This is a genomic window from Tessaracoccus coleopterorum (assembly GCF_011174705.1).
Lineage (GTDB): Bacteria > Actinomycetota > Actinomycetes > Propionibacteriales > Propionibacteriaceae > Arachnia > Arachnia coleopterorum.
Genome location: NZ_JAANIJ010000001.1, coordinates 3279026 through 3298430, shown reverse-complemented (window position 1 = coordinate 3298430; position 19405 = coordinate 3279026). Strand labels below are relative to the sequence as shown.

The 19405-nt window shown below is 68.5% G+C and carries 23 protein-coding genes and 5 pseudogenes; 12 read left to right on the top strand and 16 right to left on the bottom strand.

Features of this window, described 5'->3' with window-relative positions; genetic code table 11:
* Positions 1-26: 26 nt before the first annotated feature.
* The 3 genes and pseudogenes from G7085_RS31435 to G7085_RS21140 all read left to right on the top strand — a co-directional run bounded on the left by G7085_RS31435 (position 27) and on the right by G7085_RS21140 (position 2273).
* Positions 27-902 (top strand): beta-propeller fold lactonase family protein, encoded by an 876-nt coding sequence (locus G7085_RS31435; protein ID WP_331715864.1) that lies wholly within the window; start codon positions 27-29, stop codon positions 900-902.
* Entirely contained in the window at positions 811-1185 is a 375-nt protein-coding gene (locus G7085_RS31430) for a beta/alpha barrel domain-containing protein (protein WP_269451941.1), read from the top strand. The genes G7085_RS31435 and G7085_RS31430 overlap by 92 nt, the downstream gene beginning before the upstream one ends.
* Positions 1182-2273: pseudogene (locus G7085_RS21140) on the top strand (sugar kinase). The gene G7085_RS31430 and the pseudogene G7085_RS21140 overlap by 4 nt, the downstream one beginning before the upstream one ends.
* Positions 2274-2287: 14 nt before the next feature.
* Here the strand turns inward: G7085_RS21140 and G7085_RS21135 are convergent.
* Positions 2288-2497: a tetratricopeptide repeat protein gene (locus G7085_RS21135; RefSeq protein ID WP_331715863.1), complete on the bottom strand. Its 210-nt coding sequence runs from the start codon at positions 2495-2497 to the stop codon at positions 2288-2290.
* A 157-nt stretch (positions 2498-2654) separates the two neighbouring features.
* Positions 2655-3191, bottom strand: coding sequence for a thioredoxin domain-containing protein (locus G7085_RS21130; protein WP_197512411.1), 537 nt, complete (start codon positions 3189-3191; stop codon positions 2655-2657).
* Positions 3192-3251: 60 nt separating this feature from the next.
* On the opposite strand from G7085_RS21130, the gene pgm reads away from it, so the two are divergent.
* Positions 3252-4877 (top strand): phosphoglucomutase (alpha-D-glucose-1,6-bisphosphate-dependent), encoded by a 1626-nt coding sequence (pgm, locus tag G7085_RS21125; protein ID WP_197512409.1) that lies wholly within the window; start codon positions 3252-3254, stop codon positions 4875-4877.
* On the opposite strand, the gene G7085_RS28405 is transcribed toward pgm, so the two are convergent.
* Genes G7085_RS28405 through G7085_RS21115 form a run of 3 tightly spaced genes read right to left on the bottom strand, consistent with a single transcriptional unit; the run spans position 4878 to position 5600 of the window.
* Entirely contained in the window at positions 4878-5195 is a 318-nt protein-coding gene (locus G7085_RS28405; protein ID WP_231979780.1) for a PH domain-containing protein, read from the bottom strand.
* Positions 5180-5428 (bottom strand): hypothetical protein, encoded by a 249-nt coding sequence (locus G7085_RS28400; RefSeq protein ID WP_231979779.1) that lies wholly within the window; start codon positions 5426-5428, stop codon positions 5180-5182. The genes G7085_RS28405 and G7085_RS28400 overlap by 16 nt, the downstream gene beginning before the upstream one ends.
* Before the next feature lie 16 nt (positions 5429-5444).
* Positions 5445-5600 (bottom strand): hypothetical protein, encoded by a 156-nt coding sequence (locus G7085_RS21115; RefSeq protein WP_197512407.1) that lies wholly within the window; start codon positions 5598-5600, stop codon positions 5445-5447.
* An 89-nt stretch (positions 5601-5689) separates the two neighbouring features.
* On the opposite strand from G7085_RS21115, the gene mce reads away from it, so the two are divergent.
* The 7 genes and pseudogenes from mce (at position 5690) to G7085_RS21080 (ending at position 10282) form a co-directional block, all read left to right on the top strand.
* Positions 5690-6139 (top strand): methylmalonyl-CoA epimerase, encoded by a 450-nt coding sequence (gene mce / locus G7085_RS21110; RefSeq protein WP_197512405.1) that lies wholly within the window; start codon positions 5690-5692, stop codon positions 6137-6139.
* Between the two features lie 126 nt (positions 6140-6265).
* Complete coding sequence (locus G7085_RS21105; protein WP_197512404.1) at positions 6266-6418, top strand: hypothetical protein; 153 nt, start codon at positions 6266-6268, stop codon at positions 6416-6418.
* The gene (locus tag G7085_RS21100; protein ID WP_197512402.1) at positions 6382-7335 is read left to right on the top strand and encodes a hypothetical protein; all 954 of its coding nucleotides are present in this window, start codon (positions 6382-6384) and stop codon (positions 7333-7335) included. The genes G7085_RS21105 and G7085_RS21100 overlap by 37 nt, the downstream gene beginning before the upstream one ends.
* Positions 7295-8574, top strand: a pseudogene (locus tag G7085_RS35870) (AI-2E family transporter). The gene G7085_RS21100 and the pseudogene G7085_RS35870 overlap by 41 nt, the downstream one beginning before the upstream one ends.
* A gap of 20 nt (positions 8575-8594) precedes the next feature.
* Complete coding sequence (nucS, locus tag G7085_RS21090; protein WP_197512400.1) at positions 8595-9290, top strand: endonuclease NucS; 696 nt, start codon at positions 8595-8597, stop codon at positions 9288-9290.
* Between the two features lie 270 nt (positions 9291-9560).
* Positions 9561-9998 (top strand): alpha/beta fold hydrolase, encoded by a 438-nt coding sequence (locus tag G7085_RS21085; protein WP_197512399.1) that lies wholly within the window; start codon positions 9561-9563, stop codon positions 9996-9998.
* 23 nt (positions 9999-10021) lie between these two features.
* The gene (locus G7085_RS21080) at positions 10022-10282 is read left to right on the top strand and encodes a hypothetical protein (protein ID WP_197512398.1); all 261 of its coding nucleotides are present in this window, start codon (positions 10022-10024) and stop codon (positions 10280-10282) included.
* Positions 10283-10317: 35 nt separating this feature from the next.
* Here the strand turns inward: G7085_RS21080 and G7085_RS28385 are convergent, their stop codons facing one another.
* The gene (locus G7085_RS28385; RefSeq protein WP_331715862.1) at positions 10318-10881 is read right to left on the bottom strand and encodes a peptidylprolyl isomerase; all 564 of its coding nucleotides are present in this window, start codon (positions 10879-10881) and stop codon (positions 10318-10320) included.
* A gap of 181 nt (positions 10882-11062) precedes the next feature.
* Between G7085_RS28385 and G7085_RS21070 the strand changes: the two genes are divergently transcribed.
* Positions 11063-11662 carry a cob(I)yrinic acid a,c-diamide adenosyltransferase gene (locus tag G7085_RS21070; protein ID WP_197512397.1) on the top strand — a complete coding sequence of 200 codons (600 nt, stop codon included), beginning with the start codon at positions 11063-11065 and terminating at the stop codon, positions 11660-11662.
* 119 nt (positions 11663-11781) lie between these two features.
* Here the strand turns inward: G7085_RS21070 and G7085_RS21060 are convergent, their stop codons facing one another.
* The 10 genes and pseudogenes from G7085_RS21060 to G7085_RS21015 form a co-directional block, all read right to left on the bottom strand.
* Positions 11782-12120 carry a DUF2550 family protein gene (locus G7085_RS21060; RefSeq protein ID WP_197512396.1) on the bottom strand — a complete coding sequence of 113 codons (339 nt, stop codon included), beginning with the start codon at positions 12118-12120 and terminating at the stop codon, positions 11782-11784.
* A gap of 72 nt (positions 12121-12192) precedes the next feature.
* Positions 12193-12603 (bottom strand): F0F1 ATP synthase subunit epsilon, encoded by a 411-nt coding sequence (locus tag G7085_RS21055; protein ID WP_197512395.1) that lies wholly within the window; start codon positions 12601-12603, stop codon positions 12193-12195.
* A 3-nt stretch (positions 12604-12606) separates the two neighbouring features.
* A pseudogene (atpD, locus tag G7085_RS21050) lies at positions 12607-14056 on the bottom strand (F0F1 ATP synthase subunit beta).
* An 8-nt stretch (positions 14057-14064) separates the two neighbouring features.
* Complete coding sequence (locus G7085_RS21045) at positions 14065-14982, bottom strand: F0F1 ATP synthase subunit gamma (protein ID WP_197512394.1); 918 nt, start codon at positions 14980-14982, stop codon at positions 14065-14067.
* Between the two features lie 5 nt (positions 14983-14987).
* A pseudogene (gene atpA / locus G7085_RS21040) lies at positions 14988-16624 on the bottom strand (F0F1 ATP synthase subunit alpha).
* Between the two features lie 20 nt (positions 16625-16644).
* Complete coding sequence (locus G7085_RS21035; RefSeq protein ID WP_231979777.1) at positions 16645-17442, bottom strand: F0F1 ATP synthase subunit delta; 798 nt, start codon at positions 17440-17442, stop codon at positions 16645-16647.
* Entirely contained in the window at positions 17439-17984 is a 546-nt protein-coding gene (locus G7085_RS21030) for a F0F1 ATP synthase subunit B (RefSeq protein WP_197512391.1), read from the bottom strand. The genes G7085_RS21035 and G7085_RS21030 overlap by 4 nt, the downstream gene beginning before the upstream one ends.
* 8 nt (positions 17985-17992) lie before the next feature.
* The gene (gene atpE, locus G7085_RS21025; RefSeq protein WP_187721774.1) at positions 17993-18211 is read right to left on the bottom strand and encodes an ATP synthase F0 subunit C; all 219 of its coding nucleotides are present in this window, start codon (positions 18209-18211) and stop codon (positions 17993-17995) included.
* Positions 18212-18268: 57 nt separating this feature from the next.
* A pseudogene (atpB, locus tag G7085_RS21020) lies at positions 18269-19050 on the bottom strand (F0F1 ATP synthase subunit A).
* A 76-nt stretch (positions 19051-19126) separates the two neighbouring features.
* Positions 19127-19294, bottom strand: coding sequence for a hypothetical protein (locus G7085_RS21015; protein WP_197513131.1), 168 nt, complete (start codon positions 19292-19294; stop codon positions 19127-19129).
* Positions 19295-19405 lie beyond the last annotated feature (111 nt).

Genomic DNA, 19405 nt, shown 5'->3' with positions numbered 1-19405 from the left:
GTCAACGACCTCGGCAGTGACACCGTGTGGCGCATGCGGCCCGACCCGGAGACCGGACGGCTCATCCCGCGGGGGTGGCGGCGACGCTTCCTCCGGGCAGCGGCCCGCGCCACGCCGTGTTCACCGACGACGGCGCCGCGCTCGTGATCGCGGGCGAACTGGACGGCCGGTTGCACGTCGCACGGTGGGACGCCGCCACGGCCACCGCCGTCCCCGTCGGCTCGTTCCCGGCGTGTGACTGCGCCACACCTGCGCTGGCGCACGTCACCTGCCACGGCGACAGCATCCTCGTCGGGTGCCGTGGCTGCTCCCGCATCAGGGAACACCTCATGGTCGGCCTCACGCTCACCCCCGGGCACACCTTCGACCTGCCGGGCGGCTGCCCACGGCACCACGCGCTCGTCGACGGCTGGCTCGTCGTCGCGCTCCAGGAGGGCCACGCTGTCGTGGCCCTCGCCCCACCGGGGAGGTCGTCGGCCGGGCGGCCGTTCCCTCCCCGTCCTCCGTCCTCGCCTCAACCCAGGAGTCCGCATGAGCATCACCATGGCCGACCTCACCAGGTACCGCCTCATCCCGTCGTCGTGATCAACGATGCGCAACGCGCCGCCGGCCTCGCCGAGGCGCTCGTGGCCGGTGGGCTGCCGGTCGCGGAGGTCACGCTGCGCACCCCCGCTGCCCTCGACGCCATCGCCGCCATCGCCGGCCGCGAGGACCTCCTCGTCGGTGCGGGCTCGGTGTTCAACGCGGCACAGGCGCGCGACGCGCTCGCCGCGGGCGCCCGGTTCCTGGTCTCCCCCGGCCTCGACGAGGATGTCGTCCGGTTCGCGGACGCGCAGGGGGTGCCCGTGGTGCCGGGGCGGTCACCGCGACCGAGATCATGCGGGCCCTGTCGCTCGGGCTGACCCACGTGAAGTTCTTCCCCGCCTCCATCGTCGGGGCGCTGCCGCGCTGAAGGCTCTCGGCTCGGTCTTCGGCGGGCTCAGCTTCATCCCCACCGGCGGCATCGGCCCGGCCAACGTGGGTCAATACCTGGCGCTCCCGCAGGTCGCAGCAGTCGGCGGCTCCTGGATGGTGCCCTCGGCCGCCATCGACGCCGGCGACACCGAGCGGATCGCGTCGCTGTGCGCGGAGGCCGTGGCCCCCGTCTCCTCCCTCTCCACCCTCAACCACGACGGAGCATCATGACACTCGCCCTGCGCCCCGCCTCCGAATGCGCCTACGACGCCGTCAGCCTCGGGAGGTGATGCTGCGCCTCGATCCCGGCGACGCCCGGACGCGGACCGCCCGCACCTTCCATGCCTGGGAGGGCGGCGGTGAGTACAACGTCGTGCGTGGGCTGCGGAAGGTCTTCGGGCTGCGCTCGGCGGTCCTCACCTCGCTGGTGGACAACGAGGTCGGGGCACTGATCGCCGAGCTCATGATGGCCGGTGGCGTCGACCTGTCGCACATGCACTGGCGCGCATTCGACGGCATCGGCCGCGACGCCCGCAACGGGCTCAACTTCACGGAACGGGGTTACGGGTGCGCGGCGCGGTCGGCACCTCGGACAGGGGCACACGGCGATCTCGCAGATGCTGCCCTCCGACCTGGACCTCGACCACCTTTTCGGCACGCTCGGGGTGCGCTGGCTGCACACCGGCGGCATCTACGCGGCACTCTCGGAACAGGCCGCCGTCACCGCCCGCGCCGTGATGGACAAGGCCCGCGAACACGGCACCGTCATCTCATACGACCTGAACTACCGCCCCTCCCTGTGGCGGACGCTGGGTGGCCAGGCGGAGGCCCAGCGCGTCAACCGCGGCCTCGCTGAGCTCGTCGATGTGATGATCGGCAACGAGGAGGACTTCACCGCCGCCCTCGGGTTCGAGGTCGAGGGAGTCGACGAGAACCTCAGCAGCCTCCCACCGACAGCTACGCGCGGATGATCGAGCGGGTCGCCGCGGACTTCCCCGGCATCCAGGTCGTCGGCACCACGCTCCGCACCGTCGAGAGCGCCTCGCGCAACGGCTGGTCGGCGCTCGCCTGGTCGAGGACGGAGGGGCTCGTCCAGGCCCCGCAGCGGGACCTGGAGATCTTCGACCGGGTCGGCGGCGGGGATTCCTTCGCCAGCGGCCTGATCTACGGCCTCATCACCGGGCAGCCCTCGAGGTCGCCGTCGGGTACGGGGCGGCACACGGGGCGCTGGCCATGACGACCCCGGCGACACCTCCATGGCCACCCTGGCCGAGGTGCTCAAGGTGGCGGGCGGCGGTGCGGCCCGGGTCGACCGCTGACGCGGGTAGGCGGCTCAGAACAGGACGGTGGCGAGCCTCCGGCGCGCCTTGAGCACGACCTTGTCCGTGCGCCCGATCACCTCGAACAGTTCGAGGAGGCGGAGCCGGACGGGGTCGCGCTCGTCCGCGGGCAGCTCGGCGGCAAGCCCGAGGAGGCGGTCGAGGGCCTCCTCGTAGCGGCCGTTGATGATCTCGAGGTCAGCGGCGTCGAACTGCGCGGCCACGTCGTCAGGACGCTCGGCAGCGGCCCGCACGATCGCGGGGGCGTCGAACGACCTGCTCCGGTCGAGCAGCGCCGCCTGGGCGCGCCCCGCGATGACCTCCGGGTCGCTCGGGGTCTCCTTCAGGAGGGCATCGAACTCCTCGACGGCGCGCGCGAAGTCACCGGCCTCGAGCGCGGCGTCGGCCTTCTCGAAGCGGGGTTGGCTGCGGGGACGGCGGACTCGTCGCCCACCGCGGGGGCCCCGCGACCGGCTCCGCCCGGCCCGTCATGCCGTTGGCGACGGCGAGCTGGGCCACCTGGTCGAGCACAGCGGAGATCTCCTCGCGCGACTGCGTGCCCTGGAACAGCGGGGCCATCTGGCCGCCGATCAGCGCCACCACCGTCGGCACGGCCTGCACGCCCAGTGCCTGCGCGAGGCGCGGCTCGGCGTCGACATCCACGCGGGCAAGCAGGAACCGGCCACCTGCGGCGTTGACGAGGTCGGCGAGCGCATCGGAGACGGCCTGCCCCGCCGGGTCGCGTGGCGAGTGGAACTCCACGATGACGGGGTGCTGGAGCGACCTGCTGGCCACGGCCTGGAAGTCGGCCTCGGTGAGGGTGGTGACATACCCACCGTTGGAGGGTGCGGCTGCCGCACTCCCGCCGAGGGAGGAGAGGTCGACGGCGCCTGGGCGGCTGAAGTTCGCATCGGTCATGGGCTCTATCTTGGCCGGGTGTCCGCGTGGCTTCAACCGGACGGCCATAGGATGGGGCCCATGGCACATGAGCGCGCCGGCCTACCGGCACAGGATTCCGATCTGATCGACGTGGACGCGGTAACCGCCGCCTACTACGACCTGGTTCCCGATCCCTCCAACCCCGACCAGCAGGTCGTCTTCGGTACGTCCGGGCACCGCGGCTCCAGCCTCGACACCGCGTTCAACGAGGCGCACATCGCGGCCACCACGCAGGCGATCGTCGAGTACCGGGCCGCGCAGGGCACCACCGGCCCGCTGTTCATCGGCAAGGACACCCACGCCCTGTCGCTTCCCGCCTGGAAGACGGCCATCGAGGTGCTCCACGCCAACGGTGTCGAGGTCCTCGCGGAGCGCGAGGACGAGTTCACGCCGACCCCGGCCGTGTCCCGCGCGATCATCCGCTACAACGACGGCCGCGCCGACGCGCTCGCCGACGGCATCGTCGTCACCCCTTCGCACAACCCGCCGCGCGACGGCGGCTTCAAGTACAACCCGCCCAACGGCGGCCCGGCCGACACGGACGCCACCTCGGTGATCGCGGCGCGGGCCAACGAACTGCTCGGAGGCTACCGGTCCATCGTCCGACGCCCGTACGGGCAGATCGCCGGTGAGGTGGGCCGCTACGACTACCGGACCCCGTACTGCAACGAGCTCTCGCTCGTGCTGAACCTCGATGCCATCCGCGGCTCGGGCCTCCGGCACGGCGCCGACCCGATGGGTGGAGCCTCGGTGCAGTACTGGCAGTTCCTCGCCGAGCAGGGCCTCCCCATCGACGTCGTGAACCCGACGGTCGACCCGACCTGGCGCTTCATGACCCTCGACACAGACGGCAAGATCCGGATGGACTGCTCCTCGCCCAACGCGATGGCCTCGCTGGTGCAGCAGCGCTCCGGCTACTCGATCGCGACCGGGAACGACGCCGACTCCGACCGGCACGGCATCGTCACGCCCGACGCGGGCCTGATGAACCCGAACGCGTACCTCGCGGTCGCCATCAACTACCTGTTCGCCAACCGGCCCGGTTGGGCCGCGGACGCCGGCGTCGGCAAGACGCTCGTGTCATCGTCGCTGATCGACAAGGTCGCAGCGAAGCTCGGGCGCCGCCTCGTCGAGGTGCCCGTAGGGTTCAAGTGGTTCGTTCCCGGGCTCACCGACGGTTCCATCGGCTTCGGCGGCGAGGAGTCGGCGGGCGCGTCGTTCCTGACGTTGGCCGGCCGCACCTGGACCACCGACAAGGACGGCATCCTGCTCGCCCTGCTTGCCTCCGAGATCCTCGCCGTGACCGGGAAGACCCCGAGCCAGCACTACGCAGAGCTGGAGGCCGAGTTCGGGCGCTCGTACTACGCCCGGGTCGACGCCGACGCCGACCGCGCCCAGAAGGCGCGCCTTGCGAAGCTGAGTTCCGACGACGTGACCGTGACCGAGCTGGCGGGTGAGCCGATCACCGCCGTCCTTTCGCATGCTCCGGGCAACGGCGCCGCGATCGGCGGCATCAAGGTGACCACGGACAGCGCCTGGTTCGCGGCTCGGCCCTCCGGCACCGAGGACAAGTACAAGATCTATGCGGAGTCCCTCAAGGGCGCCGACCACCTCACCGAGGTGCAGGCCGCGGCCCGCACGCTCGTCGACGCGGCCCTCGCCTGATCAGGTTCCGTCCTCGTCGTCCGGCTCTCCGGTCGTCCACCGCTCCAGTTGCATGGTCTGGCGCAGGCCGGAGAGTTGGATGACGCGCTGGATCGTGAGGTCACGCTCCTCGGGGCGGCCCACGTAACGGATGTCGCGCAGCCCCTGGTCCTGCGCTGCCGACTCGAACACGAAGTGGCCGTACCCGCACAACTGCCCGGCCAGGGGTCGTGCCATCGAAATGTCGAGGATGCGGCTCATCGGCATCGTCGCCAGGTGGGTGTTGAAGACGCCATGGACGCGGAACACGCGCATGTTGGTGATCACGAAGCGGTCCATGTAGGCGACGTGCACCTTCCACGCTCCGAGGCCGAGGACCGCGAACCCGGCGAGCAGCGGGATCCAGAACAGCGCCCCCGCGGGACCATCAAGACGAACAGCGGGATGCTCAGCGCCATCAGGCAGTGCCAACCGAACGTGGCCGCCCAGTGCTTGCGGACCTCGTCTATGACGACCTCACCCTCGACGGTGAGCAGATGCGCCGAGATGTCCGGCGCGAGGAACCGCCCCACGACGGCCATCTGCGGGCTAGCTCGCCAGGGTGGTGAAGAACGTCCCGATCGACTCGAACGCACCGAAGAACGTGCGCACGGCCTCCGCGGCCGCCTCCGGCCGCGTGAACAGGTAGAACAGCACGAAGGCCACGATGAGAATCAGCAGGATCTTCTTGATCCAGGTACCCACGAGTTCCTCCTCCGCTCGTCCCGGCTTCCTAGTGTGCCCGACGGGGACCCCGACGGCATCCGCGACTCGCCGTATGGAAAACTGGGGCCATGGATAATTCTGATCTGTTCATCTGCATCGATCACGTCGGTCTCGCCGTTCCTGACCTGGATGAGGCCGTCAAGTTCCACAGCGAGGTCTTCGGCTGGCGCGAGCTCCACCGCGAGATCAACGAGGAGCAGGGCGTGGCCGAGGCCATGATCGGCACCGGGGAGCAGGGTGAGGAGAACGCCAAGATCCAGCTGCTCGCCCCGCTGAACGAGAACTCCACCATCGCGAAGTTCCTCGACCGCAACGGCCCCGGCATGCAGCAGCTCGCCTACCGCGTCGCCGATCTGGACCACGTCAGCGCCGTCCTCAAGGAGCGCGGCATGCGTCTCCTGTTCCCCGAGGCCAAGCGCGGCACCGGCGGCTCCCGCATCAACTTCGTGCACCCGAAGGATGCCCGCGGGGTCCTCCTCGAGCTCGTTGAACTGCCCAAGGAGCCCACGGAGCACTGAGCCGGACAGGGCTCGCCTTTTGCGGGGCGGGACGGTTGTTGAACCGTCCCGCCCCGCGCGTGTTTCCACCGGCGTTCCGGAGCGCCGAGCGACTAGGCTCACCATCAGGAGACCGAAAGGACCACCGTGACCGAACCCACCCGTGACTTCGACACCGAAGAGACCGGCCTCAACCTGTTCGAGGACAGCGCGAGCGCCGCGGGGAACTTCCCCACTCGATGCTCGGCTACGACAAGCACTCGGTGGACAGCTACGTCCGCGAGGTGGAGTCGAAGGTGACCCAGCTCAAGATGCAGCTGCGCGAGAGGTCCCGCGAGGTGGCCTTCGTGCGCTCGGAGGTCGGGGCCACGGACTTCACCCGGCTCGGCGCGCACGCGACCGGGCTGCTGAAGGCGGCCGAGGCGCAGGCCGGTGACATTGTCGACCGGGCCGTGCACGAGGCGGAACGCATCAAGACGGAGGCCCGTCGCACCGCCGCCGCGCTACGGGAGGCCGCCCAGCAGGAGGCCGACGATGTGCGCCTCACGGGGCTCTCCGGCCTGCGGCAGCTGCGTCAGGAGCAGGCCGAGGCGGGCGCCGCTGCCCTCGAGACGGCCAGGAGGGACGCCGATCTGCACCTCGCGGATGCGCGGCAGCGGGCGCAGACGATGGTGGAGTCCACCACCCAGAAGTGTGATGCCCTCGCGGAGACGTCCCGCGTGGAGGCGCTGCGGCGCGAGCAGGAGGCCGAGCGCAAGGCCTCCGAGATCATCGCCACCGCCCACAAGGCCGCGGAGGACTCCCTCGCGAAGACCACCGCCACCGCCAGGGCCGCCGAGGACACCGTCACCGCACGCCTGGCACAGGCCGACAGGGACGCCGACGCGGCGGCGGCCCGTGCCGCGGAAGCCCGTCTGGAGGCCGACCGCATCCGTCAGGAGGCCCTGCGGCAGTCTGAGGAGATCCGGCTCGCCGCCACCCGCGAGTCGGAGGCCACCCTCAGCACCATGCGCGAGCGGGCCCGGCAGCAGGAGACCGACCTCGAGGAGCGGATCGCCTGGCGCAGGGAGCAGCTGACCCGCGAGATCGCCTCCCTCGAAGCCAGGCGTTCCAACGCGCTCGGCCAGCTGAACAACCTGCGGGCCCTCGCGGAGGAGTCCGGCGCCCAGTTCTCCGATGAGGTCACCGCCGTCATTGCCCGCGAAGCCGAGTCGTGACAGACAGGGCACAACCCTCCGAGGGAGTCGACGACAACGACACCTCGCTGCAGGCCCCCGAACCGGCCACCGGCGCGAAGAAGCGCTCATGGCTGCGACGCGGCGCGTCCCGCGTCATCCGGGCGGCCGGCCGCGGCGCAAAGGCGTTCATCGCTCCCCGCCGGTTCCCGAGCTGATCCCGGTTCCACCCGCGGAACCGACGCATCTGGAACGCAAGCAGCGCTCCCCCTTCATCGTCGGATTCCTGGGCGCCGCGGGCGTCCTGGTCGCCATCGCGCTGGGCCAGGCGATGCTCACGGTGCAGAGCGTCCTGATCCTGGTGGTCCTCGCGATGTTCCTGGCGCTCGGCCTCAATCCGGCCGTCGAGTTCTTCACCCGCCGCCGGGTCCCCCGCGGTTTCGCGGTCACGATCGTGGCGCTGGCCACGCTGGGCGTGATCGCGCTGGGCGTGACCGCGCTGGTGCCGATCCTCACCGAGCAGGCCACCGCCCTGAGCAGGCGGCTTCCGGTCCTCCTGCAGAACCTTGCCGAGCACCCGCAGCTGCGCGAGTTCGAGGAGCAGTACCAGGTGGTCGAGAAGATCCAGGCGTTCATCGCGTCGGGAAGCCTCATCAACAGCCTCTTCGGCGGCGTGATGGGCGCGGGCAAGTTGGTCGCGAACCTCGTGTTCTCGGTGATTGTCACGCTGGTGCTCACGATCTACTTCCTGGCCTCCCTGCCGACGATCAAGGAGACCATCTACGCGCTGGCCCCGGCAGCAGGAGGGCCCGCGCCAGGTACCTGGCCGACGAGATCTTCCGCGGCGTCTCCGGCTACATCACCGGCATGTTCGTCATTGTCACGGTGGCCTCGGTGTGCTCCTTCGTCTTCATGAACTTCGCGGGCCTCAGCGCCTACTCGCTCGCGCTGGCGTTCGTGGTGGCGATGTTCTGCTTCATCCCGCTGGTCGGCTCGTCGCTGGCCATGGTGTCGGTGGCCATCGTCGGCTTCGCCGTCAACCCGAGCATCGGCATCGCCACGATCATCTACTTCCTGATCTACCAGCAGTTCGACGCCTACGTGATCTATCCCACCGTGATGAAGCGCACGGTGAAGGTGCCGGGAGCGCTCGTCGTGCTGTCGGCCATCATCGGCGGCATGCTGTTCGGCGTGATCGGGGCCGTGATCGCCATCCCCACGACCGCCGGAGTGCTCCTGCTCTACCGCGAGATCGTGCGGCCCGCTTTGGACGCTTCGTGAAGGCGGGGTAGGTTGTTGCGGTGCGTTTGGTGATTGCCCGGTGTCAGGTCGACTACGTAGGTCGACTGACCGCCCATCTGCCCATGGCCACCCGCCTCATCCTCGTGAAGGCCGACGGATCCGTCTCGGTGCACGCCGACGACCGCGCCTACAAGCCCCTCAACTGGATGAGCCCTCCCTGCACCCTCACCGTCACGGAGCCCGACGCAGAGGCTGTCGAGGCGCTCGGTGTTTCCGAGGTGTGGCAGGTCAGGTCGAAGGACGGCGACACGCTGCGCATCTCGCTGGCCGATGTGCTGCACGACAGCGCCCACGAGCTCGGCATCGACCCCGGGCTGCAGAAGGACGGCGTGGAGGCCCACCTGCAGGTGCTGCTGGCCGAACACCCGGCGACGCTGGGCGACGACCTGGCGCTGGTGCAGCGCGAGTACCTGACCCCCATCGGCCCGGTGGACCTGCTGCTGCGCGACGGTGACGGCCGCTACGTCGCGGTCGAGGTGAAGCGACGCGGAGAGATCGACGGCGTCGAGCAGCTGACCCGCTACCTCGAGCTGATGAACCGCGACCCGCAGCTCGCGCCGGTGCGCGGCATCTTCGCCGGGCAGCAGATCAAGCCCCAGGCCCGCACGCTGGCCGCCGACCGCGGCATCGAGTGGCGCCTCATCGACTACGACGCCCTGCGCGGCATGGACAACGCCGACGAGCGGCTCTTCTGATGGCCAGACGCCCCTCCAAACACCTGCGTCAACCGCGGCCGCTGCTGGCCGGCGGAGCACAGCGCCGCATGACCCGTGGAGGGGAGACTACATCGTGCGCGACGTCCCCGCGGGCCGCGCCGAGAAGGAATACACCTGCCCTGGCTGCGCACGACGCGTGGCCCCCGGAACGGCCCACGTCGTCGTGTGGCCCGCAACCCCACCCGTCGGCAACGAATCGGGCCTCGAGGTGCGCCGGCACTGGCACACCCACTGTTGGAGCATAGCCACGTGAATCTGTACGACACCGTCATCGGCTCCGGACCCCGCCAGGTGGTGTTCCTGCACGGGCTGTTCGGGCAGGGCAAGAACTTCAGTTCCGTAGCGACGGCGCTGGGCGACGTGGCGACCTGCCACCTCGTGGACCTGCCCAACCACGGCCGCTCACCATGGACCGAGGAGTTCGACCTCGACGGCCAGGCCGACGCTGTCGCCGACTGGATTACGGAGACCTTCGACGGACCGGTCGCGCTCATCGGCCATTCACTCGGAGGCAAGATCGGGATGCGGCTCGCGCTGCGACGCCCAGAGCTCATCGACCGGTTGATGGTGGTCGACATCTCCCCGCCCGGAACGAGGCGGCGCAGTCGTTCGACGCCCTCGTCGCGGCGCTGCGCCACCTTGACATCGACCGGGTCACGAGCCGGACCCAGGCCGACCGTGACCTGACCGATGAGATCCCCGACGACGTCGTGCGCCGCTTCCTGCTGCAGAACCTCCGCCACAAGGGCCAGCACTGGTCGTGGGCAGCCAACCTCGACCTGCTCGGCGACTCGCTGCACCAGGTGGGCGGCTGGGCCGAGATCGACGCCAGCTTCGAGGGGCCGGTGTTCTGGGTCACGGGGGACGCTCCCGTACGTCCAGCCGGAGCATGTGCCGCCGATGCGCGCGTACTTTCCGCGGATGTTCCAGATCACCCTGAAGAGGGCGGGGCACTGGGTCCACTCGGATGACCCGGAGGCCTTCCTCGTGGTGTGCCGCCGCTTCCTCACCGGCTCCGACTGAGATCAGCCGAGGACGGCCTCGGTGATCTTCGCCTCAGCGATCGGCGACGTGCCGTCCACGGCGTCGACGCCCTGCGCGGCGATGCCCCGACGACATCGATGCCGGCCTGGTCCATGGTCCCGAAGACGGTGTAGTCGGGGCTCAGCTGCGTGTCGGCGTAGACCAGGAAGAACTGGGAGCCGTTGGTGTCCCTCCCACGATTGGCCATCGCGACGGTGCCTGCCCCGTACGTGAGCGAGGGATCGACCTCATCGGCGAAGGTGTAGCCGGGGCCACCGGTGCCGGTTGCGCTCGGGTCGCCGCACTGCAGCACGAAGATGCCGTAGTCGGTGAGGCGGTGGCACTGGGTGTCGTCGAAGTAGCCCTGCTCGGCGAGCGAGACGACCGAGTTGACGGTGCACGGCGCCTTCGCCCTGTCCATCGTGATCGGCACGTCACCGGCGGTGAGCCGCAGCGTCACCGTGACCTCGCCCGCCGCGGGTGCCCACTCCGACGGCGGATCGACCGGCTTGGCGGGCGAACCGTCGGCCGGGTAGGAGCACTGCACGGAGTTGGCGGGATCTCGCCGCCCGCGTTGGACGTGTTCGCGTCGGCGCACGCGGTCAGGCCCGCTAGCGACAGCGACGCGACAAGGAGGGGGATGACTCGTTTCTGCACACCACAACCATGACACACCACCCGCCGCGGGACCGAACCGGGACGGGCCCCGACCCGGTAGATTTGGGCGCATGGTGACCCTCTCGAAGATCTACACCCGCACCGGCGACGGCGGCACGACCCGGCTCTCCGACAACTCGGAGGTGGCCAAGACCGACCTCCGGGTCGAGGCCTACGGGCACACCGACGAGGCCAACTCCGCCATCGGCCTCGCCGTCGCGTTCGGCGGCCTCCCCGACCGCGTGGTCGAGATGCTCGCGCTGATCCGAAACGAGATCTTCGACGTCGGCGCGGACCTGTCCACGCCGCTCGATCCGGAACCGAAGTGGCCGCCGCTGCGCATCGAACAGCGTTCCATCGACCGGTTGGAGGCCTGGTGCGACGAGCTGCAGGAGCAGCTGCCGGTGCTGCGCAGCTTCATCCTCCCAGGCGGCACCCCGGCGGGGGCGCAGCTCCACGTGGCGCGCACCATCACCCGCAGGGCGGAGCGGGCGGCATGGCGCTGCCGCGAGGAGTTCGGCACCGACATCGGAGGGATCAACCCGCTGGCGATCACCTACCTGAACCGGTTGTCCGACCTGCTGTTCATCATGAGCCGGGTCGCCAACGGCACCGAGGCCGAGGTGCTGTGGGTCCAGGGCACCGATCGGGAGCGACCCGCGAAGGCGTGAGGGGCTACGGGGAGTCGGGCGACGTCGACAGGTAGTGGCTGCCGGGGGAGCCGACTCCAGCCAGCTCATCAGCGCCAACGCCTCGTCGCTCGCCATGGACAGCGCACTGGTGGCGCCGGTCAGGCGGTCCTGCACCGTGACGACGACCGATCCCTCGAACAGCGCGATGGCCTCAAGGCCCTGGGGGTGCGCTGGTGGATGTAAGTGGTGGTGGCCCGCGGGAACGAGTACCGCGGCCGCAGGCTCATCGAGAACGCCCGGAACCACTCCAGTTGGTCGCGCCGGTAGCGGGCCACGCCGAGCATCCAGCCGGGCCCCGGCACGTCCGGCAGCTGATAGGCGCAGTCAAAGAGGCCGCCCTGGCCGGTGAGCCAGCGGCGGCGGAGGTAGAGCATGACGAAGGGCAGCATCACGACGGCGACGACGATGATCGCCACGAGCACCACCTGCCACGGCATGTGAAGTACCTCCCCTACCCTATCATGCGCTCAGGGCAGCCCCCGGAGAGGCCGCCCTGAGCGATATGTTCATCAGTTGGGTCTTGCCGACTTGCCGGCCCTGATCTGGGCCTGCAGGATCCGCAGGTGATGCAGTTCGTCGTCGTTGGCCTCGCCCTTCAGCGCCTTGGCCTCCAGGGTGGAGGCCTTGTTGAGGGCCTCCTCCATGCCGACCTCGTGGCCGAGTTGGGCCATCTGGCTGAGGATCGACACGTGACCGTCGGCGACCGAGATGAAGCCACCGTCGATCGCGATCGACTCACTGCGACCGTCTGCCGTCACGACCTCGACGACCCCGGGCACGAGCAGCGCAAGCAACGGCTCGTGACCCGGCAGGATGCCGATGTCGCCCTCGACGGTGCGCGCGATGACGTTGACGACCTCACCCGACCAGACAACCCGGTCGGCCGAGACGACCTCAACTTCGAGCGGTGCACGATCCATGGGTCAGAGTTCCTTCTGGATCTTGTCCCACGCGGCCATGACGTCGTCCATGCCACCGACGTTGAAGAACGCCTGCTCCGCGATGTGGTCCACGTCGCCGCGGCAGATCATCTGGAAGCCCTCGATGGTGTCGGCGAGCGCCACCGTCGAGCCGGGCACGTTGGTGAACTTCTCGGCGGTGTAGGTGTTCTGCGACAGGAACTGCTGGATGCGGCGCGCCCGGTTCACGATGATCTTGTCCTCCTCGGACAGCTCATCGATACCCAGGATGGCGATGATGTCCTGGAGTTCCTTGTTGCGCTGCAGGATCTGCTTGACGCGCACCGCGGTGTCGTAGTGCTCCTGGCCGATGTACTGCGGGTCGAGGATGCGGCTGGACGAGGTCAGCGGATCCACGGCCGGGTACAGGCCACGCGAGGCGATCTCACGCGACAGCTCGGTGGTCGCGTCGAGGTGCGCGAACGTCGTGGCCGGTGCGGGGTCGGTGTAGTCGTCGGCAGGCACGTAGATGGCCTGCATCGACGTGATGGCGTGCCCCTTCGTCGAGGTGATCCGCTCCTGGAGCTGGCCCATCTCGTCGGCGAGGTTCGGCTGGTAACCCACCGCGGACGGCATGCGGCCGAGCAGCGTCGACACCTCGGAGCCCGCCTGCGTGAAGCGGAAGATGTTGTCGATGAACAGCAGCACGTCCTGGTTCTCCACGTCGCGGAAGTACTCCGCCATCGTGAGCGCCGAGAGCGCCACGCGCAGACGGGTGCCCGGGGGCTCGTCCATCTGCCCGAACACGAGCGCGGTGTCCTTGAGGACCCCGGCCTCCTCCATCTCGTTGATGAGGTCGTTGCCCTCACGGGTGCGCTCACCCACGCCGGCGAACACCGAGGTGCCACCGAAGTTGTGGGCGATGCGGTAGATCATCTCCTGGATGAGGACCGTCTTGCCGACGCCCGCGCCTCCGAAGAGGCCGATCTTGCCGCCCTTCACGTAGGGGTCAGGAGGTCGAGCACCTTGATGCCGGTCTCCAGCATCTCGGTGCGCGGCTCGAGCGCGTCGAACTTCGGGGCGGGACGGTGGATCGGCCAGCGCTCGGTGACCTCGATGGTCGAGGGGTCGACGTTGAGCACGTCTCCGGTCACGTTCCAGACGTGGCCCTTGGTCACGTTGCCGACGGGCACCGTGATGGGGGCGCCGGTGTCGGTGACCTCCGCGCCGCGGCGCATGCCGTCGGTCGGCTTCAGGGAGATGGCGCGCACCATGTTGTCGCCGATCTGCAGGGCGACCTCGAGGGTGATGGTCTTCTTCTCGCCCATCAGCTCGGTCTCGACGGTCAGCGCATTGCTGATCCCGGGAGTTGGTCGGCCGCGAACTCGACGTCCACAACCGGGCCGATGACGCGGGAAACGCGACCGACACCACCGGTGGTGGCCGGCTGCGTCTCGCTCAGAGTTGCAGTCATTTGTTACCTCATTCGTTTCCGGCAGTTTCGGCCAGCGCCGAGGCGCCACCGACGATTTCAGTGATTTCTTGGGTGATCTCCGCCTGACGGGCCTGGTTGGCCTCGCGGGTGAGCTGCTGGATCAGCGACTCGGCGTTGTCGGTGGCCGACTTCATCGCGCGCTGGCGGCTCGCCAGCTCCGAGGCGCTCGCCTGGAGGAGCGCCGTGTGGATCCGGTTGGCGACATAAAGCGGCAGCAGCGCGTCCAGCACCGTGGCCGCATCCGGCTCGAAGTCGTAGAACGGAAGAACCTCCCCGTTCCCGTTACCGTTCCCGTTGCCCGGCGCGTCAGTGACGACCAGAGGGAGGAGGCGGATCGCCACGGCCGTCTGCGTGAGCATCGACTTGAAGCGGGTGTAGACCAGGTGGATCTCGTCGACGCCGCCCTCCTCGGTGGGCCGCAGGAAGCGCTGGAGCAGCACGTCCGCGATCTCCCGGGCGTCGGCGTAGGAGGGGCGGTCGGAGAAACCGGTCCACGACTGCTCGATCCCACGGTTCCGGAAGTCGAAGTACGCGACGCCCTTCTGGCCCGTGATGAAGTGCAGGACCTCCTGGCCCTCGCCCGTGAGCTTCGCGTTGAGCTGCTCGCCCGCCTTGATGACGTTGGTCGAGTAGGCACCTGCGAGGCCCCGGTCGGAGGTGACAAGGAGGATCGCCGCGCGCTTCGGCTGCTCCACGTCGTCGAGCAGCGGGTGCTCGACGTCGTGGATGGTCGCCAGCGCGGAGACCGCCTTGGTGAGCTCACGGGTGTAGGGCAGCGCGGAGCGGACGGCCTGCTGGGCCTTCACGATCCGCGAGGCCGCGATGAGCTCCATGGCGCGGGTGATCTTCTTGGTCGTCGTAACGGACTTGCGACGCTGACGAAGCTCACGCAGACTGCTTGCCATCTGGATTAACCCCGCTTCTGGCGGACGATCGTCTCCTGGCCGACTTCCTCGTTGCTGAGCGGCGTGTGCTCCTCGCGACCGACGAGGAGCTTGCCCTCGGAGGTGCGGAAGATCTTCTTGAAATCGCCGATCGCGTTCTCGGTGGCGGCCTTGCGGTCGTCGCCGAAGAGGAAGTCACCGGCGATGCCCTGGAGCACGTCGGAGTTGTGACGCAGGTAGTCGATGAACTCCTGCTCGAAGCGCAGCACGTCGTCGACCGGGACGTCGTCGAAGAGACCTTCGATGCCTGCCCACACGCTGACGACCTGGTCCTCCACCGCGTACGGGGCGTACTGGCCCTGGCGCAGCAGTTCGGTGAGGCGCGCGCCGCGCTCGAGCTGACGGCGGGTCGCCGCGTCGAGGTCGGAGGCGAACATGGCGAAGGCCTGCATGTCGCGGTACTGGGCCAGGTTCAGCTTCAGCGAGCCTGCGACCTGCTTCATGGCCTTGACCTGCGCGGCACCACCGACTCGCGACACCGACACGCCCACGTCGACCGCGGGACGCTGGTTCGCGTTGAACAGGTCGGACTGCAGGAAGATCTGGCCGTCCGTGATCGAGATCACGTTGGTCGGGATGTAGGCCGACACGTCGTTGGCCTTCGTCTCGATGATCGGCAGACCGGTCATCGAACCGCCGCCGAGCTCGTCGGACAGCTTGGCGCAACGCTCGAGCAGGCGGGAGTGGAGGTAGAACACGTCGCCGGGTACGCCTCACGGCCCGGGGGACGACGCAGCAGGAGCGACATGGCGCGGTAGGCCTCGGCCTGCTTGGTCAGGTCGTCGAACACGATGAGGACGTGCTTGCCCTGGTACATCCAGTGCTGGCCGATGGCCGAGCCGGAGTAGGGCGCGATGTACTTGAAGCCCGCGGGATCGGAGGCGGGGGCGTGCACGATGGTCGTGTACTCGAGCGCGCCTGCGTCCTCGAGGGTCGAGCGCACCTCTGCGATCGTCGAGCCCTTCTGGCCGACGGCGACGTAGATGCAGCGGACCTGCTTCTTCGGGTCGCCAGAGGCCCAGTTGGCCTTCTGGTTGATGATCGTGTCGATCGCGATGGCCGTCTTGCCGGTCTTGCGGTCGCCGATGATCAGCTGACGCTGGCCACGGCCGATCGGGATCATGGCGTCGATGGCCTTGAGGCCGGTCTGCAGCGGCTCGCGGACCTCCTGGCGGTCCATGACGCCGGCGGCCTGCAGCTCGAGCGCGCGGCGTCCCTCGATGCCGGTGATCTCGCCGAGGCCGTCGATCGGGTTGCCCATCGCATCGACGACGCGACCGAGGTAGCCGTCGCCGACGGGCACGGAGAGGACGTCGCCCGTGCCGTGCACGATCGAGCCCTCGTCGATGCCCTGGGAATCGCCGAGGACGACGACGCCGATCTCACGCTCGTCCAGGTTCAGGGCGATACCGAGAGTGCCATTCTCGAAGCTGAGCAGCTCGTTTGCCATCGCCGAGGGCAGACCCTCGACGCGGGCGATGCCATCGCCCGAGCTGATGACGGTGCCGACCTCGGTGCGCTCGGCGCCCTGGGGCTCGAAGGCCTGGACGAACTCGTCCAGGGCGCTGCGGATCTCGTCCGGACTGATGGTGAGTTCAGCCATTGCGTCCTACTTTCTGATTCTCACAAGTTGATGAGTTGCCTGCGGGCGTCTTCGAGCCGGGCAGCAACGGTTGATTCGTACACGTCGTCGTCGATGGAGACGCTGATACCGCCGAGGACATCAGGGTCCACGTGGATCTGGAGCGTGACCTCGGCACCGACCTGCGCCTCGAGACCTGCCTTGAGGCGGGCCGTCTGCGTCTCGTCCAGATGGCGCGCGACGGTGACGCGGGCGATCTTCTGCCCCGCCATGTCCGCGGCCATCTTGAGGTAGGAACCGATCGTGAGCGGAAGGGTCCGCCGCCGTGCCCTCACCGCGCGCGAGGCGAGCTGTGCCGTCACGGGATCGACCCGGCCGGTCAGCAGCCTGCCGACCAGCTCACGCTTCCCCTCGAGGGGGTAGGCGAGGCTGCGCAGTGCCGCCGCGAGCTCCGCGTTGTCGTCCACAGTGCGGGAGAACGAGAACAGCTCCGTCTCGACGCGGGCCAGCGAGCCCGCTGCCTTCGAGGCCCGGAGCGCGATGCGCACACCGAGCCGCTCAAGGCCCGACACGAGTGCGTTTGCGCCCGGCCAGGCCGCCTTCACGGCCTCGGCGATGACGGCGACGGTGGAGGCGGAGACCCTACCGTCGAACAGTCGCCCGGCGAGCGCGGCACGGTTCTCCGGCGTGGCGGAGGGATCCGACAGCGATCGACGCAGCATGGGCTGACCGTCGAGCAGATCGACGACGGCGAACACCTCGGCCGCCGTGGTCGCATCGGTATCGATGCCTGCCACGGCCGTGTCGAGGGCAGCGGTTGCTGCGTCGCGGGCGCTCATCGTGCCTGACCTGCAGACTCGAGCTCAGCGAGGAAGCGGTCAACCGTGCGCTTGGCCAGCTCATCGTCCGAGAGCGACTCGCCGACGATCTTGCCCGCGAGGTCGGTGGCCATGCCGCCGACCTGGCCACGGAGTTCGTGCACGAGTTGCGCACGCTCGGCCTCCAACTGCACCCGACCGGACTCGAGGATGCGCGAGGCATCCTTCTGCGCCTTGTCGCGGGCCTCGGCCAGGATCGTGGCGGACTGGTTCTTGGCGTCCTCCCGGATCCGGGCCGCCTCCTCACGGGCGGCATCGAGCTGGTCGGTGTAGTCGGCGAGCGCCGCCTCCGCCTTGGCCTCGGCCGCGGCTGCGCGCTGCATGCCGCCTTCAATCTTGTCCGAACGCTCCTCGTACATCTTCTCGAAGGCGGGAACGACAACCTTCCACATGATCACGAAGATGATCAGCATCAGAATGATGCCGACGATCACCTCCGAGAGGTGGTGGGGCAACAGCGGCCCGAGATCGAGCTCCTGGAGCACCCCGGTAGTGGGGACCATGACGCGGCTCAGAGAACGAAGGCGAGAGCGATGGCGATGATGGCGAGGGCCTCAACCACGGCGAAGCCGATGAAGGCGGTGCTCATCATTGCGCCACGGGCCTCAGGCTGACGGGCGGTGCCGTTGATGACGGAGGCGAAGATCCAGGCGACACCCAGGGCCGGGGCGATCGTGGCGATCGCGTAGCCGATCATGTTCAGCGAGCCGTCGATTTCGAGGAGGGACATGCGTTTTCCTTTCGGATGGCTTACCCGACCCATGGCGGCCGGGAAGTCGGTTTGGGTTTAGTGCGCCTCGGCGATGGAGGTCGACACGTACTGGGCGGTGAGAACCGTGAAGATGTAGGCCTGCAGGGCGCCGATGAACAGCTCCAGCAGGAGGATCACCAGGCTGAAGGCCATCGACACGCCACCGGCTACGTTGTAGAACGTGTTGTTGGCGTAGGTGATCAGGAATCCGCCTCCGACCACGAACACCAGCACGACGAGGTGTCCGGCGAACAGGTTGGCGAACAGACGCAGCGCGAGCGTGATGGGCGGGTGATGAAGGTCGCGAGGAACTCGAGCGGGATGACGATCGGCAGCAGGTAGCCGGGCACGCCCTCGGGAATGAGTGCCTTCTTGAGGAAGCCTCCGAAGCCCCACTTCCTGAAGCCGGCGCCCACGTAGATCAGCCACGAAAGGATCGCCAGACCGTAGGCGTAGCCGACGTTGGAGAAGGTCGGGTACATGAACAGGAAGAACTCGCCGAACCAGTTGTTCACCAGCAGGAAGGAGAACAGGCCGAGGAGGTAGGGCAGGAATCTGCGGAAGTCGGCGTGCAGGATGTCGCGGGCGATGCCGTTACGCACGAACTCGTAGACGTACTCGGCGAGGAACTGGCCCTTGGAGGGCTGGATCTTCAGCCTGCGCGACGCGATGAGCCACAGCGCGATGACGAGGGCGGCACCGATGATCGCCTGGGCCGAGGGCTTGTTCAGCCAGCTCAGCCACGCCAGGTCGGGGAACCAGGAATCCCACTTGAAGTCGTCGACGCCGGGCGGTGTGTAGCCTCCGCCGGTCTCCATCGGAAGTAGCCCCAGTGTCACGTACCGCTCCCGTATCGTTTGATGATCAAGTACAGGCTGAAGATGAGTCCCAGAATCAGGCCCACCGGCAACAGCCACGAGGTGTTGAAGAAATAGTCACCGGCCCAACCCAGCCCCCGTAGAAGATGATTCCCGCGAGGATGTAGCTGAGAACGACCATGCCGTCCTCATTGCCCGAAGGACCCTTGTCGTTGTCCCCGGGTGGCGTTGGTGTGGTGCCCATCGGGGTTGAGCCTAGCGGAAACTCGCCACTGTTTCATCTTGGGGGCGCGTCGTCCCATACCACCCGTCGGATCAGCTGTCTGCGGGGGTTCGTAATCGGTGTCGTAGACGG